Here is a 14,483-nt window from a genome sequence, read left to right as displayed (position 1 = left end):
ACTGTCAGCCAAGGGACAGAAGTGGATCCGCCGGAGCTACCGTCCCCATGCCTCGGTGGCGGTGACGACCGGCTGGCCGGCGCGTATTGATTCTTCGATGGCGAGGCTGATCAGGTGGTCCTGGCAGGCCTCGGCGAGGGGATACGGAGCAGGGCCCTCCTCCCGCGCCCACGCCCCGGCGCGGGCGACGATGTCGGCCACCGCGATGTCGTCGTCGGACATCCCGCTGCCGACGAACGGATTGCGGTAGACCACGTCGCCGTCGAAGCTGATGTGCTTGAGGTCGAGCCCTTCCAGGTTGAGGTCGAGACCGGTCTGCCGCCGGGTCAGGAACGACTCCACCGGCGTGCTCGGGTCGACCAGGCGGACCAGCCGGTCGTCCACCAGCTCACCGCGCGAGCCCCGGACCACCAACCGGCGGGTGCGCAGCGGGTTCCACCACTGGTTGTCGGTGAAGTCGTACAACCCCATCCGCCCGCCGAAGTCGATGGTCGCGAGGGTGGTGGAGAGCTGCTGCGGGGTGTCGTCGCCGCTCCAGCCGGCCGGCGAGAGCGGGTTGGCCAGCGGCGTGACGAAGGCCCGCGCGCTCACCTCGGCGCTCTCGTGACCGACGCCGAGCAGACCCCGGATCAGGGAGACCGCGTGGTACAGGTGGGTCGAGGAGATCTGGACCGAGGTCGGCTCACCGAGCACCCCGGCGCGGACCAACGCCAGCCGAGCCGCGTGCCCGGGCATCAGCAGGTACTGCTCGGCGACCTGCACCAGGCCGCTGCCTCCGACGTCGGCCCAGAGCGAGCGCAGACCCGCCAGGTCGGGGGCGGGCGGCGTCTCGGCGAGCACCGGTACGCCGACAGCGACCAACTCCCGGGTCGCCTCTGGTGTCACCGGCCACGGCACCGACACGATGACGAAGTCCGGCCGCTCGTGGGCGAGCAACTCGCCCGTCGTGCGAAAGCTCGGCACACCCCAGTCGGCCGTCACGGCAGCTCCGCGCGATTCGGTACGCGTCACCACCCCGGTCACCCGGAACCGCTCGGGGAGCAGCCGGGCCAGGCGAAGGAAGAACTCACCCCGCCAGCCACTGCCGATGATGCCGAACCGGGTCTGGGCCACCGAAGTCATCTGGGCTCCTCACGTTGGGGTCCGGATGCTAACCGTTCTCCTTCGCTACGGTTGTGCTGATGACCACCGAGCCGTTGCGCGCCGTGCCCGTGCTGATGCCCGACGCGGGACCGTCCCTGGACTACTACCTGGTCCTACCTCGACTCGACAACCACGGCCCGGCCACCACTGTGGAAGGGATCGTCGTCGAGGAGTTCACCCGCCACCACGACTTCACCACGACGGGGCTGGACAGCGCCGGCTGGACGCCGGAGGCCGGCTGGTGGAGTTCCGCCGCGCTGAGTCGCGGCATGCGCACCGACCCCGAGGTGCTGGCGCGGGTGCTCCCCACGTCCCGCCGGGAGGCCGAGGACGTCCACCGCGCGCTCGGTGGTGGGCAACTGCCGGACGAGCCGCTGCTTCGTACGCACTTCCTCGACCATCAACCGATCGCCACCGCCCCGCCGCTGCGGCTCGGCCCGGCGCAGCCACCGGTCGGCTTCCACGAACGGCGGGTGTACCGGGTCCTCTTCGCCAAGGATCTCCGCGCCGAGCAGGTGGCGAGCCTCCGGACGGCCTGGCGGTCACCGGCGGGCGGCACTGTCGCGTCCGCCGCGAGCGGTCGTCTCGTCGAGCACGGCGACCAGTTCACCTGGGATCTGCGCCGGGTCGGCCACTCCCTGGCCTGGTGCCTCGACGTGACCGCGCTGCTGAGGACCGATGGCACCGCGGCGCTCGGCTCGACCCTGTCCGAGCTGACGAACGTCCTGCGACAGCACGGCTTGATACCGGTGACGACCGAACGCTTCGCCTAGGTGGATCAACGCTTGGTCTGCCCGGCGGGGACGTCGGAAGGTCGGTCACGCACCTGGAAGATCGCAAAAGGCCGTCTCCGACTCGCGGAAACGGCCTTTGACCTGGGGTGGAGCTGAGGGGATTTGAACCCCTGACCCCCTCGATGCGAACGAGGTGCGCTACCAGTCTGCGCCACAGCCCCCCGCCGGCGAACCGGCTTCGGTCCCACCCGGCTTACACCGGGCGGGCCGGCAGCAAGGCTAACAGGTCGTCGGCCTTCACCGCGAATCCGCCCCCTGCCCGGCCCTGCGACCCGCCCGAAGATCGACTCGGGTTCCTGGAAACCGGGGCATCCCGGACGCCACAACCACCCGACTTCCAGGAACCCGAGTCGATCAAGCCGGCCGGGCACGGCCGGGACCGAGGCACGGCCAAGCCCGGGGCACGGCCAAGCCCGGGGCACGGCCAAGCCCGGGGCACGGCCAAGCCCGGGGCACGGCCAAGCCCGGGGCACGGCCAAGCCCCGGGCACGGCCAAGCCCCGGGCACGGCCGGAACCAAGGCACGGCCGAGACCCGCGTCAGGCGCCTCGGCCGGCCTCGTAGGGGCGACCGCGCAGGCCGCCCGACCGCCGGTACGAGACCGATCCGCCGTTGACCGCCGCCGGCAGGTCTCCCGGACGGTCCAGGCCCATGGCGGCTCGGCGTACCCCTTCGCGCTGGGCGGCGAGGCGGCGCTGCGCCTCCCGGCGGGCCGCGGCCCGGCGGGCCTGCTCCCGGCGCACCTCGGCCTGCCGGGCGGCCAACCAGGCGGCCTCCCGGGCTCGGGCGCGGCGGCGGCGACGCCCGGCGAGGGCCTGGCCCCGCAGGTGCACGACGTACAGAGCCAGGAGCAGGAAGGTGACCCCGAAGCCGACCCAGAAGCCGGGGCTGACGAACAGCACGCCGATCAGCTCGACGACGTTGAGCAGCAGTAGGGCGGCGAGCACCCGGCGACGCCGGTACACGGCGGGGGTGTGCTGTCGGCGCGGCGGCGGGCGGCGACGGGACCGCCTCGGTGCGGCGGGCACGGCGCGCAGTCGACCGGAGCGGCGGACGGCCGGTGGCGCGGAGACCGGCGCGCTCAACGCGCCAGTAGTCGCATCTTCACTGAGGGTGACGATCAGTGAGCGCGGAGGATGGACGGGTCGCCGTCCGGGCACAGTGCGGCGCCGTCGGCGGCGCTGGAGCACCCGCGCCGTCGACTGCGCCCGCTCCGCCACCAGCCGCTCGGTGGCGTCGTACCGGCGAACCAACGCCGGGGCCAGGGCGAGCAGGCCGGCGGCGGCGAGGACGGCGAGGAGCACCGAGGTCGGCACCCTCACCCCTCCCGTCACCGAATTCGAAGCAACCGCCATCCGACCGCAGGATCTTCCATCGATCACGCCTGGGCGCGTGGATCGTCCGGCCGGGGAGCGCTTGCCGCAGCTTGCAGTTACTTGAGGTTACGGCGCACCGACCGGGATGCCACCGCGCCGCGCCGATCCCGTCCGTGGGACGAGTGGGCGGATGTCGGGAAATCCTCCTACCGCGCGTTGGCGCGAACCCGGTGCCAGCGGGCCAGCAGGCCACCCTCGGCGGCGATCTCCTCACTCGTCATCGCGTACCCGATGTGGTCCCGCCACGCGCCGTCGATGTGCATGTAGCGCACGTGGTACGCCTCCTCGCGGAAGCCCAGCTTCTCCACCACCCGGCGGGACGGCCGGTTCTCCGGACGGATGTTCACCTCCACCCGGTGCAGCCCGCCCGGCCCGAACGCGTGGTCCACGGCGAGCGCCAGCGCCGTCGGGATCACACCCTGGCCGGCGACCCGCGCGTCCACCCAGTAGCCGACGTAGCCGGAGCAGAGCGCCCGCCGCACGATGCTGCCCACGTTGATGTGCCCGACCAGCCGGTCCCGGTCGGCCTCACGCAGGCAGACCGCGAACGGCATGCCCTCACCCTCGCGGGCCGAACGCCGCTGGTCACGGTGCACCCAGCGGAACGCGGCCGGCGAGTTCATCTCGTCCCAACCGCCGGGCAGTGACGACTCCCAGGGTGCCAGCCAGGCCCGGTTGGCCCGTCGCACCTCCGACCACGCCGCCGCATCGGAGCGCCGGTAGGGCCGCAGCAGCACTGGGCCGTCTGCCAGCTCCACCGGCCAGCCCGGTGCCCGCGCGGGTCCGAAGAGACTCACCCGCACAGTCTCCCGCGCGGGACCGTGTCGCGCGCAAGTAGCCCCACCACGTTCACCGCACAGATTCGACGATCACCCGACGCGGGCCGCGAGCGGACCGGCCGGAACGCGTCACCGGCGGCGGTCCAGCAGCAGGACGTCCACTGTGGAGCCGGCCGCGGCCGTGGTGACCCGCTCGCCGAGCACCAGCAGCCCGTTGGCCTCGGCCAACCCCGAGAGGGTGAACGGCCCCCCGCTGAGCGGCTGGACCGTGTACCCGCCGCCGCGTCGCTCGGCGACGTGCGCCGGCCGGAACTCGCGCAGCCCCGTCGGCGACGACACGGTCTCCAGCAGGTGTGCCCGCACACTGGGTCGGAACACCGGCTCGGCGCCGGCGAGCAGTTGGATGGCGGGGCGGGCCAGGACCTCGAAGCCGATCAACGCAGCGCCCGGGTCGCCGGGCAGGCAGACCACCGGCACCTCCTCGGCGCCGACCGTGCCGAACCCGAGCGCGGTGCCGGGATAGAGCGCCACGTCGGTGAAGGTGACCGGCCCGGCGCGACCGCCCTCACGGCGGGAGAGGATCCGGCGCACCATGTCACCGGGGCCGGTGCCGGTGCCCCCGGTCGTGATGATCAGGTCGGCGCGCAGCGTCTGGTCCTCCAACAGCCCGCGCAGCCCCTCCGGGTCGTCGTCGCAGATTCCCACCCGGTACGCCAGCGCGCCCACCTCGGCCGCCGCGGCGGTCAGCGCGTGCGAGTTCGCGTCCACCACCTGACCGGGCTGACTGCCCCGGCCCACGTCGACGAGTTCGTCACCGGTGGCCACGATGACCACCCGTGGACTGGGCCGGACCACCACGTGCCCGATGCCGGTCGCCGCGAAGACGGCGACCAGGGCCGGGGACACGTAGGTGCCGGCCCGAGCCAGCAGGGTGCCGGCGGGCAGTTCCTCACCCGCTCGACGTACCCCGTACCCCCGTTTGGGGGTGCGGAAGATCTCCACCGCGGCCATGCCCTGGTCGGTCCACTCCACCGGGACCACGACGTCAGCGGCGACCGGCAGCGGAGCCCCGGCGGCCACCGAGAAGCACGAGCCGGGGGTGAGCCGGACCGGCCGCCAGCTCGCGGCGCCGAGATCGCCGACCACGTTGAGCCGGATGGTGCGACCACCGGGCGTGCCGGAGGGGGCCGGGACGTAGCTCGGCCCCCGACCCCCTCCGGAAATGTCCTCCCAGCGCGCGGCGTAGCCGTCCACTGCCGCCTGGTCGAAGGCCGGGAAGGCGTGCGGCGCGACGACGTCCTCGGCGAGGACGTTGCCGTGCGCCTGGGTGAGGTCGAGGTCGAGTGGCGGCAGCGCGCGCAACCTGCGCAGCACGCTGCCCAGGTAGTCGGCGAGCGGCGTCAACTCGTTCGCGGCCGCCTCGGCGTCGGCCGTCGCGGTCATGTACCAGATCCGCCTGCCGCGTCGGCCTTGACGAAGTCGGCCAGCCAGGACCGGAACTCGGCGCCCAGGTCGTCGCGCTCGGCGGCGATCTGCACCACCGTCTGGAGGTACCCCAGCGGCATGCCGGTGTCGTAGCGGGTGCCCCGGTAGACGATCGCGTGCACCGGGACGCCCTCGGTACGCAGCAGCTCCATCGCGTCGGTCAGCTGGATCTCGCCGCCGCTGCCCGGCTTGGTCCGCCGGATCGCGTCGAAGATCCTGCCCGGCAACACGTAGCGGCCGAGCACCGCGAGGTTGCTCGGGGCGTCCTCGGGCTGCGGCTTCTCCACCATCCCGGTCACCCTGACGACCTCGCCGATGTCGGTCAGCTCCGACTCGGCCGGCTCGACGGAGGCGATCCCGTACCGCTTGGTCTCGGCCGGGTCGACCTCGAAGAAGGCGAGCACCACACCGCCGGTGCGGGCCTGCAACTCCAGCATCGCCGGCAGCAGCGGCTCCGACGGCTTGACGAACTCGTCGCCGAGCAGCACCGCGAAGGGCTGGTCGCCGACGTGCGACTCGGCGTACCCGATGGCGTGGCCGAGCCCGAGTTGCTCGGGCTGCCGCACTGTGTAGATCTCGGCCAGCTCGCTCGGCCGACGTACCGCGGCCAACCGCTCGGAGTCGCCCTTCTCCTCCAACCTGGTCTCCAGGTCCGGGCGACGGTCGAAGTGGTCCACCATCGACGTCTTACCCCGACCGGTGATCAGCAACACGTCACCGATGCCGGCCTGCGTGGCCTCCTCGACGATGTACTGCAACACCGGCCGATCCACCACTGGCAGCAGTTCCTTGGGCACCGCCTTGGTGGCCGGCAGGAACCGGGTGGCCAGTCCGGCGGCCGGGATGACGGCCTTGACCGCCAGGGGACGGCCAGTTGCGGCGACCGTCGATGAGGGGTTCGCTGAGTGCTCCGACATGCCGCGAGACTATCGGCCACGGGTCTGCCGCGGCGGGTGTGGCCCAGAAGACGCGCCGCCACCCGGCCCCGGCCGCGCCGCGTCCGGGCCGGCCCGCGCCGCGCCCGTCGCGCTGTCCGGCGTGTCGTCGGCCGAATCCGGTCGGGCGTGCGCCGGGCCCGCCAGCGATGATTCCGGTACGCCCACCGCCGGGTCGGACCGGGCGGGCCCGCCCGGCTCCCGGCTGGCCTGCACCGGCTGGCCGGCGCGCGGCAGCCCGTCGGGTGGGCTCACCGCACACGCGAGCACGGGAATTTCCCGGGTCGGCAGATCCGAGCGCACCTCGGCGACCCGGTACGTGTCGCGGCCCGCCGCCTTGGCCGCGTAGAGCGCGTCGTCGGCGGCCTCCAGCACCTCCCGCCCGGTGCTGCCGTGGTCCGGGAAGACGGCGATGCCCACCGACACGGTCACCAGGACCGGCCCGGCGTACGCCTCGACGGCGATGGGCGTGTCGCGCACCGCCGCGCCGAGCCGCTCGGCCACGATCGCCGCGCCCCGCGCGTCGGTCTCCGGCAGCAGCAGCACGAACTCCTCACCACCCTGGCGGAAGGCCAGGTCGACCTCACGGATCTCCCCGCGCACCCGCCGGGCGAACTCGGCCAGGACGGTGTCCCCCGCGGCGTGCCCGTAGGTGTCGTTGACGTCCTTGAACCGGTCCAGGTCCAATGCGAGGACGCTGAGCATCCGCCCGAAGCGGCTGGCCCGTTCCACCTCCCGCCGGATCGACTCGCGCAGGTAGCGGTAGTTCCACAGCCCGGTGAGCGGGTCGGTGAGGGAGAGCCGCTGCGCCTCCTCGTGCACCCGGACGTTGTCCACTGCGACGGCCGCATGACCGGCGAAGGTGCGCAGGGTGGCCAGGTCTTCGTCGTCGAACTCGTCGGCGCCCAGCCGGTCGTAGAGAGCCAGCACGCCGAGCGCGGCCGCCGCGTCCGCCTCGTCGACCGACCCGGAGGGTCCGCCGATAGTGGCCGTGGCACCGCCGGCCGGGGCGGCGAACGGAACCGCGACGTAGGTGCGGCAGCGTGGCTCGCCCGTTGGTGCCTCGGTCGGCTCCGCCCTGCCCCGCTGCGGTTCCCCGGTGGCCGCGACCTCACCGACCACGCCGACGCCGACCGGCACCCGGAGCGTCTGCGACCCGTCCGCCTCCTCGGCCGGCCAGCGCCCGTCCAACCCCTCGGTGCACTGCGCGACGAGCACCCCGCCGGTCTCCACCAGCAGTACGGCACCGGCACGCGCGCCGGTCGCCCCGATGGCACTGCGCAGGATCACCCGCAGGATGCGTTGCAGGTCGTGCGTGCTGGCCAGCGTGTCGCCGAGCACCGCGAGATGCCCGCGCAGCTGATCCCGGTTGCTGGTCAACGCCGCGACGTAGGAGCCGGTCTCCCGGGTCATCCGGTTGAACGCGGCGGCCAACCGTCCCAACTCGTCGCGACTACGTACCGGCACCCGGGCGGTCAGGTCACCCTGGGCCACCCGGTCGACAGCACCGGCCAGCTCCGCCAGCGGCCGGGTGGTCACCCGGGCCAGCCGCCAGGCGGTCAGCACCGCGAGCAGCCCGGCCAGCACGACCACCCCGAGAAGCGTGGCGTGCAGCCCCGGTGGCCGTTCACTGGGCACGGAGAGCACCAGTGGCAGCGGCTGCGCGTCGGAGGGCCGGAGCCTGCGCACGTACCGGCCCTCGTTGGTCTCGGTGACCTGCTCGCCCCGGACGCCGACGGCTGCGGCCAGCACCGCGTCGCGGACGTCACGGGACTCGGTCGTGTGGGTGACCCGCGCGGCGCTCGCCCCACTGTCGAGCAGGGTGACCGCCACCCCGGTCACCGCCGCCAGCCGGGCCACGAAGGCCGGGTCGACCAGTTGCGCGGCGGTCACAGTGCCCAGCCGGGTGCCGGCGCGGTCGTGCAGGTCGACCTGGGCCGCCAGCGCACGGACCGGGCCGGCCGAGCCTGGGTTCGAGCCCCCGTTCGCGCCCTCGGTCGAGCCGGCGCAGTCCTGCCACGGGGTCGACGGCGCACCGGGCGACAGGTAGGTGACCTGGCCGGCCACGTCGGTGACCAGCACCGCGGCGGCCAGACCCCGGCCGACCAGTTGCGCGGCGGCGACGGCCGGATCGGCGGTGAGCGCCACCGCGTCGGCGGTGGCGCGTAGCTGCTGGCAGAGCGCGTCGACCGAGGTACGAACGGTGGACGCCGCCACCGCCAGGCGCTCGGTGGAGCGGCTGCGGTCGACCGCCGCGAGGGTGGAGGCGACGAAGAGCGCGCCGAGCAGGACCGGCCCGAGCACCACCACGAGGAAGGCTGCCGTCAACCGCCCGCGTAGCGTCACTCGGTCCCCCCGGAAGTTCCGCCTCCGTTGCTTGCGATGCTGACACAGTGCAACCGTGGGAGAGGCGTTGCGTCAGGAGTGTTGCGTGCCGGAATTTTCTGATGAAGCGGAAGTGACCCGGATGGCGAAGCGGGACGCCCGCGTCGAGCTGCTCGCTCGCCGCCGGTCGCTGCCCGCCGCCACCCGGGCAGCCGCCGCCGGGCGCGTGCAGACCGAGCTGGTAGCACTGGTACGCCGGCTGCGCCCGCACCGGATGACGGCGTACGTGCCGGTCGGTTCCGAACCGGGCGGCGGCGACCTGCCCGAGGTGCTGCGGGCGGCCCTGCCGGCGGACGCCGAGTTGCTGCTGCCGGTGCTCCTCGCCGACCTGGATCTGGACTGGGCGGCCTATACCGGGCCGGATGCCTTGATCGCGGCGGGACGGGGTATCCGAGAACCGGTCGGTGCCCGCCTCGGGGTGACCGCCGTGGCGCACGCGGAACTCGTTGTCGTACCGGCTCTCGCGGTCGACCGCCACGGTCGGCGGCTCGGGCGCGGCGGCGGCTCGTACGACCGCGCACTCGCCCGGGTACCCGAGGCGGCCGTGACGGTGGTGCCGCTGCACGATGGTGAGCTGGTCGAGGCGCTGCCGGCAGAGCCCCACGACCGTCGGGTGCGCGCAGTCGTCACTCCCGCCGACGGGGTGCGTACGCTTGACGGCGGCCCGGGTGCGGCGCGCGGTGTCGCGCCCCACACGTCCGCTGGACGAACCCGGGGCGAATGACGCACCATTGGCACTCGAATACGTCGAGTGCCAACTGGCTGAGCCCAGATCCGGAGGAGAACGTGCCCACGTACCAGTACGCCTGCACCACGTGCGGTCAGCAGCTCGAGGTGGTGCAGTCCTTCTCTGACGAGCCGTTGACCGAGTGCCCGGCGTGTCAGGGGCGGCTGCGCAAGGTCTTCAACTCGGTCGGCATTGTCTTCAAGGGTTCGGGCTTCTACCGCACCGACTCCCGGGCTTCCGGTTCCGAGACGACCGCCGGCGGCACGGCCACCAAGCCGGCGAAGTCCGAGTCGTCCTCCGGTGACAGCTCGTCGTCCTCGTCGTCCTCGTCGGGGTCCTCGTCCTCGTCCGGGTCGTCCTCGGGCTCGTCGTCCTCCTCGGGGTCGTCTTCCGGGTCGTCCTCGGGTGGATCGGGCGGCGGCAAGGCGGCGGCGGCAAGTTCCACGTCCTGATCGCCGAAGGCCCGACCCCCACGGGTCGGGCCTCGATCAACTCGGTCGCCCCCTCAGCAGGCGGGTTGATCCACTCGGGTTCCAGGAAGTCGGCCTGTCCCCGTCGCTCTGGCCACCCGGTTTCCGTGATCGCGAGTTGATCAAGGCAGGTGCCTTAGCAGGTCGAGGCGGCGGATGGGCGTTATCCACAGGCCGCGCGGTTGTCCACAGGCGTCGGCCAGAGGGTCAGTCGAGGCGGCGAAAACTGCCTAGCCTGCCGTCCATGGGTGCCACTGCGGCGCTCGGGGACGGGAGGCGGCAGAGGCGATGGTCGATCCGAATTCCGCGCGGGCGTTGCGCCCGCTGCGCCAGCTCACTCTGCCCGGCGGGCGCACCCTGCTCCGGGCCGGTCTGGTCGCCGCGCTGCTCGGCCTGGCCGCCGCAGTCCTGCACACCCCGACCGGATGCCCGCCGGCCGCCGTGCCCACCGACGCGCCATCGGTGGCAGACGACACGCGGGGAGCTGGTTGAGCCGCCGGGGTCAGTCCCAGTGCGGGGGGCGTTCGGCGAGCAACCAGTCGTCGTTGCCGCCGGACCGCTCGCCCCAACCACGGTCGGTGTCGTCAGAGGTCTGCTCGGGCAGCACCACGAAGTCCTCGCTCAGGTCGACGGCGCGGTCGTCGTCTCCACGTACGCCGCGCGTGCCGGGGTCTTCGGTGCTCACGAGCGGCAAGACTAGCGCAGCCGACGACGGTAGACCTGACCGTCGACCGTGGCACGCCGGCCAGAAGCGACCGGGCCGCCGGTGGCGTTGGTAGCGTCGGACGGCGTGACGACCCCCAGCGGTGGCAGCACCTCGGACGACTACTGGCGACGGCCCGACACCGGCGACGACACCGTGGCGGACGAACCTCCCGCCGCGCCCGCGGCCACACCGCCGGCCGGGGGTCCTGCCACCGGATACTCCGGCCCGCCGCCGAGCGTGGCGCCGCCGGCGGGTTGGCGTCCACCCGTACATCTGCAGCCGGCGCCGCCACGACAGTTGCCGCCGCAGGACATGGCCGACCTGGACGCGGCCGAGCAGCGCTCGCAGCGGGTCACCTACGGCTTCGGCGCGGCGGCCGGCGTGGTGCTGCTGGTTCTACTCTGCCTGCTCTGCTCGCGAGTGATCTTCTGATCCTCAGCCCTGGGCAGCAGCGGCACTGGCTTGGAGGAACAGGCCCGGGAGCGCAACCTCCAGCATGCGTGTTGGCTGGCCTGGCACGTCGATGTGCTGTTGAGCCGCATACCTCAGAGTCATATTCATACCTCTGAGGTATACCGCTCAATACCGTGTCCGCCCCGACGGAGGCGACCGCCGGCTGCGCCCACAGCCCCAGCCAGGCCAGTGCAGTCGATCAGTAGGGCAGCAGCTCAGAGGGTGGTGCCCCAAACCGTCTCGGCACCGGAGTGGCCGGTCAGGTAGACGTAGACCAGGGCGGCAATGGAAAGCCCCACGGCCGCTACCGCCAACACCGGGATGACCAGCGCGGGCAGCTGCGGCACCCGGGGGTGCCCACTCGTCGCCACAAGCAGCAGGATGGCCACGATCCCGAGCGGCACCACGACGCGCAACAGGATGTCACCGTAGCGGGAGTGCTCGAAGATCTGATCGAGGATCGGCCCCTGGAAGCCCCGGGCCACCAGCGCGTCGGTGAGCGCCTCACCCGACTTGACCGCGACGTACGCGGTCACCGGCGCGGCCACGGCGAGGAGGCCCAGGGCCCAGTCCAGCCGGTGCCGCCACCGCGGTAGTCCCACGTACGCGATGGCCAGCACCGCCAGCAGCGGCACGAACACGACGACCGCGTGGATTACCAGGACGTGCACCGGTAGACCCAGGATCTCCTCGAACATCGAACCCTCCAGGTGGATCATGGTCAGGGGTGGTCAGCCTATGGTCCGCCGATCGTCCCCAGGCTCTCGACCGGTGACACGCGCGCCGCGTCGATCGGGTTCATCCTCTGGGCCGTACTCCCGATCTTGCCTGGCTGTGTCGGTGGCCACCCGGAGCGGGCGACGGTTGTCGATGTGGGTCGGGCGTGTTGTCATTGGCCAATGTCGGGTGCCGAGGAGCTGCTGCGGTCGAGGGGCCTGCGTGTCACGCGGCCACGCCTCGCGGTGCTCGACGTGCTGGCCGGCGGCGGCCACCTGGAGGTCGACGAGATCACCCGGCGGGTTCGCGAACGCCTCGACTCGGTCTCCACCCAGGCGGTCTACGACGTGCTGGGCGCGCTGTCCCGGGCCGGGCTGTCACGCCGGATCGAGCCGGCGGGCAGTCCCGCCCGCTATGAGGCACGGGTGGGCGACAATCACCACCACGTGGTCTGCCGGGGCTGCGGCGAGATCGCCGACATCGACTGCGCGGTGGGCAGCGCCCCGTGCCTGGAGCCGAACAGCGCGCACGGGTTCGAGGTGGACGAGGCCGAAGTGACCTTCTGGGGTCTCTGCCCGGGCTGTCGGGCCCGCCGCTCCGCCGACGTCTGATCAGCGGCACCGGTTGGCACGTGACCGGCGAGGTCGGCCCCACCGTGGCACTCTTGGGCGGTGGACTCCGATGACCTCGGCCTTTTCGGTCCGGGTTCGGTCACGTGGAAGGTGCACGAGGAGCCGATCCTGATCGTCGCCGGCCTGCGCTCGCTCTACCTCCAGGCGTTGCACCCCCGGGCCATGGCCGGGGTCGCGCAGAACAGCAACTACCGCACCGACGCCTGGGGCCGGCTGGTCCGCACCGCGACCTACGTGGCGACCACCGTCTACGGGACCACCGCCGAGGCGGAGGCCGCCGGGGCCCGGCTGCGCCGCCTGCACAGCCGGCTGCGGGCGACCGACACGCTCACCGGTGAGCAGTTCCGGATCGACGAACCAGACCTGCTGCGCTGGGTGCACGTGACCGAGGTCGAGTCGTTCCTGAGCACGGCCCGACGGGCCGGGCTGCCGCTGAGCGACGACGAGGTGGACGGCTACTACACCGAGCAGCGCCGCGCCGCCGCCCTGGTCGGCCTGGACCCGGCCACCGTTCCGGGCACCGCCGCCGAGGTCGCCGACTTCTACGAGGCAGTACGGCCACAGTTGCGGATGACCCGGGAGGCTGCCGAGACGGCGGTGTTCCTCACCGCCCCGCCGCTGCCCTGGAAGCTCAGCCTGCCGGTCCGGTTGGGGCTCACGCTGGGCCCGCCACGTTGGGCGTACCTGGGGATCGCCGGCACCGCGTTCGCGCTGCTGCCGACGTGGGCGCACCGGATGTACGGCGGTCTCGGTCTACCGACCACCGCGCTGTCGGCGGACCTGACCGTGCGCGCGCTGCGGCTCGCGTTCGCTGCCGTCCCCCGCCGTTACCTGGAGGGGCCGTTGATCCAGGCGGCCAAGGAGCGGGCCGCGCGGCACGCCGCCGCCTCGCTGGCCGGTTGACCCGACCCTCGACAGCGGGATCAGCCGCCGGCCGGCCGGTCCATGGCCGCCCACGGCTCCTTGCCCGGGGCCTGCGCGCCCGTCGGGCAGTGCCGCCGGAAGTCGCACCAGCCACAGCGCGGGCTGGGCGCTACCGGGAAAGCCTCGTCCGCGTCGGCGCCGTCGGCGACTGCCCGCTCGGCGGCCATGATGTCGCGGGCTGTCTCTTCCGCGCGGGTCAGTTGTCGGGCCAGCGACTCGACGGTGTGGTCGTGGCCGGCGACCGTGCCGGTCGGCAGGTGGTGCAGCTCCACCCGGCGGCACGGCCGACGGAACACACGCTCGGCGGCGTACGCGTAGAGCGCCAGCGCCTGCGAGCCCCGGGCGTCGTCGGTGTCCAGCCCGGTGCGGCCGGTCTTGTAGTCGACGATGACCAGCTCCGGCCCCTCGGGGCCGGGCCGCGAGTCGATGCGGTCGGCGCGACCGTTGAACGCCAACACCGCGGTCTTGACCGCCACCACCCGCTCCACGCCGAGCGGGTCGGAATCCGGCTCCAGCGTCTCGACGTACGCCTCCAGCCATCCCAACGCCCGCCGGTAGGCGGCCCGCTCCTGCTCATCGTCGCGGTAGCCCTCGCGGACCCAGGTGCCCTTGAGCAGCGTGGCCAGCGCCTCGGGACGCCGCCGGTCGGCGGGCAGCGCATACCAGTTCTTCAGGGCGGTGTGCACGCTGGCGCCGAGCGAGTTGTGCGCCCACGGGGGGCCCTTGGGTGGGGCGGGCCGGTCGACGTAGGAGTAGCGGTAGCGACGCGGGCAGTCCGCGTACGTGCCGAGCTTGCTCGGGGTGCAGACGAACAGCCGCTCCGGCATGCCCTCGAAGCCGAGCTGCTCGGCGTCGCCGGCGCGCTGTCGCGGGGCCCGGCCGCCGGCGGCCGGCCGCCCCGCTGATGAGGATCGTCGCACGCCTGCGATCCTGCCATCCACCTCCGACATCGCGCGCG

16 protein-coding genes, 1 tRNA gene and 1 pseudogene are annotated in these 14,483 nt (G+C 73.0%); 7 read left to right on the top strand and 11 right to left on the bottom strand.

Features of this window, described 5'->3' with window-relative positions; translation table 11 throughout:
• Positions 1–36: 36 nt before the first annotated feature.
• On the bottom strand, positions 37–1,122 hold the full coding sequence (locus MED15_RS12255; protein WP_112735646.1) for a Gfo/Idh/MocA family protein: 1,086 nt from the start codon (positions 1,120–1,122) through the stop codon (positions 37–39).
• Between the two features lie 59 nt (positions 1,123–1,181).
• On the opposite strand from MED15_RS12255, the gene MED15_RS12250 reads away from it, so the two are divergent.
• On the top strand, positions 1,182–1,916 hold the full coding sequence (locus MED15_RS12250; RefSeq protein WP_146763155.1) for a hypothetical protein: 735 nt from the start codon (positions 1,182–1,184) through the stop codon (positions 1,914–1,916).
• A gap of 108 nt (positions 1,917–2,024) precedes the next feature.
• On the opposite strand, the gene MED15_RS12245 is transcribed toward MED15_RS12250, so the two are convergent.
• From MED15_RS12245 to MED15_RS12220, 6 genes are all read right to left on the bottom strand, one after another.
• A tRNA-Ala gene (locus tag MED15_RS12245) sits at positions 2,025–2,098 on the bottom strand.
• Positions 2,099–2,475: 377 nt separating this feature from the next.
• Positions 2,476–3,258, bottom strand: a complete 783-nt coding sequence (sepX, locus tag MED15_RS12240) for a divisome protein SepX/GlpR (RefSeq protein ID WP_181541793.1) — start codon at positions 3,256–3,258, stop codon at positions 2,476–2,478.
• A 200-nt stretch (positions 3,259–3,458) separates the two neighbouring features.
• Complete coding sequence (locus MED15_RS12235) at positions 3,459–4,109, bottom strand: GNAT family N-acetyltransferase (protein WP_091397273.1); 651 nt, start codon at positions 4,107–4,109, stop codon at positions 3,459–3,461.
• Positions 4,110–4,220: 111 nt separating this feature from the next.
• The gene (locus tag MED15_RS12230; protein ID WP_091394702.1) at positions 4,221–5,534 is read right to left on the bottom strand and encodes a molybdopterin molybdotransferase MoeA; all 1,314 of its coding nucleotides are present in this window, start codon (positions 5,532–5,534) and stop codon (positions 4,221–4,223) included.
• Positions 5,531–6,493: a UTP--glucose-1-phosphate uridylyltransferase gene (locus MED15_RS12225; RefSeq protein ID WP_112581658.1), complete on the bottom strand. Its 963-nt coding sequence runs from the start codon at positions 6,491–6,493 to the stop codon at positions 5,531–5,533. The genes MED15_RS12230 and MED15_RS12225 overlap by 4 nt, the downstream gene beginning before the upstream one ends.
• 9 nt (positions 6,494–6,502) lie before the next feature.
• Positions 6,503–8,857: a GGDEF domain-containing protein gene (locus tag MED15_RS12220; protein WP_208646623.1), complete on the bottom strand. Its 2,355-nt coding sequence runs from the start codon at positions 8,855–8,857 to the stop codon at positions 6,503–6,505.
• A gap of 85 nt (positions 8,858–8,942) precedes the next feature.
• On the opposite strand from MED15_RS12220, the gene MED15_RS12215 reads away from it, so the two are divergent.
• Positions 8,943–9,620, top strand: coding sequence for a 5-formyltetrahydrofolate cyclo-ligase (locus MED15_RS12215; RefSeq protein ID WP_112604089.1), 678 nt, complete (start codon positions 8,943–8,945; stop codon positions 9,618–9,620).
• A pseudogene (locus MED15_RS34185) lies at positions 9,617–9,823 on the top strand (FmdB family zinc ribbon protein); the annotation flags it as partial. The gene MED15_RS12215 and the pseudogene MED15_RS34185, both read left to right, overlap by 4 nt.
• Before the next feature lie 14 nt (positions 9,824–9,837).
• Here MED15_RS34185 and MED15_RS34180 read toward each other — a convergent pair.
• Complete coding sequence (locus tag MED15_RS34180) at positions 9,838–10,068, bottom strand: hypothetical protein (RefSeq protein WP_225855171.1); 231 nt, start codon at positions 10,066–10,068, stop codon at positions 9,838–9,840.
• Positions 10,069–10,381: 313 nt separating this feature from the next.
• Here MED15_RS34180 and MED15_RS33815 point away from each other — a divergent pair, with 313 nt between their 5' ends.
• Positions 10,382–10,585, top strand: coding sequence for a hypothetical protein (locus tag MED15_RS33815; protein ID WP_208646621.1), 204 nt, complete (start codon positions 10,382–10,384; stop codon positions 10,583–10,585).
• Positions 10,586–10,595: 10 nt separating this feature from the next.
• Here the strand turns inward: MED15_RS33815 and MED15_RS12200 are convergent, their stop codons facing one another.
• Complete coding sequence (locus tag MED15_RS12200) at positions 10,596–10,778, bottom strand: hypothetical protein (RefSeq protein ID WP_112735707.1); 183 nt, start codon at positions 10,776–10,778, stop codon at positions 10,596–10,598.
• Between the two features lie 105 nt (positions 10,779–10,883).
• Here MED15_RS12200 and MED15_RS12195 point away from each other — a divergent pair, with 105 nt between their 5' ends.
• A complete protein-coding gene (locus MED15_RS12195) occupies positions 10,884–11,231 on the top strand; it encodes a hypothetical protein (RefSeq protein ID WP_112735705.1) in 348 nt (115 codons plus the stop codon).
• Positions 11,232–11,467: 236 nt separating this feature from the next.
• On the opposite strand, the gene MED15_RS12190 is transcribed toward MED15_RS12195, so the two are convergent.
• Positions 11,468–11,950 (bottom strand): DUF2231 domain-containing protein, encoded by a 483-nt coding sequence (locus tag MED15_RS12190; protein ID WP_091397283.1) that lies wholly within the window; start codon positions 11,948–11,950, stop codon positions 11,468–11,470.
• 201 nt (positions 11,951–12,151) lie between these two features.
• Between MED15_RS12190 and MED15_RS12185 the strand changes: the two genes are divergently transcribed.
• Both MED15_RS12185 and MED15_RS12180 read left to right on the top strand, forming a co-directional pair.
• Positions 12,152–12,580 (top strand): Fur family transcriptional regulator, encoded by a 429-nt coding sequence (locus MED15_RS12185; protein WP_112581661.1) that lies wholly within the window; start codon positions 12,152–12,154, stop codon positions 12,578–12,580.
• Between the two features lie 60 nt (positions 12,581–12,640).
• Positions 12,641–13,504 carry an oxygenase MpaB family protein gene (locus MED15_RS12180; RefSeq protein ID WP_112725966.1) on the top strand — a complete coding sequence of 288 codons (864 nt, stop codon included), beginning with the start codon at positions 12,641–12,643 and terminating at the stop codon, positions 13,502–13,504.
• Between the two features lie 20 nt (positions 13,505–13,524).
• On the opposite strand, the gene MED15_RS12175 is transcribed toward MED15_RS12180, so the two are convergent.
• The gene (locus MED15_RS12175) at positions 13,525–14,475 is read right to left on the bottom strand and encodes a RecB family exonuclease (RefSeq protein WP_373861186.1); all 951 of its coding nucleotides are present in this window, start codon (positions 14,473–14,475) and stop codon (positions 13,525–13,527) included.
• Positions 14,476–14,483: the final 8 nt, after the last annotated feature.

The organism is Micromonospora noduli (genome assembly GCF_003264475.1).
Classification (GTDB): domain Bacteria; phylum Actinomycetota; class Actinomycetes; order Mycobacteriales; family Micromonosporaceae; genus Micromonospora; species Micromonospora noduli.
Note: the sequence above shows the minus strand (reverse complement) of the source record. Positions and strands in the feature narration are given on the sequence as shown.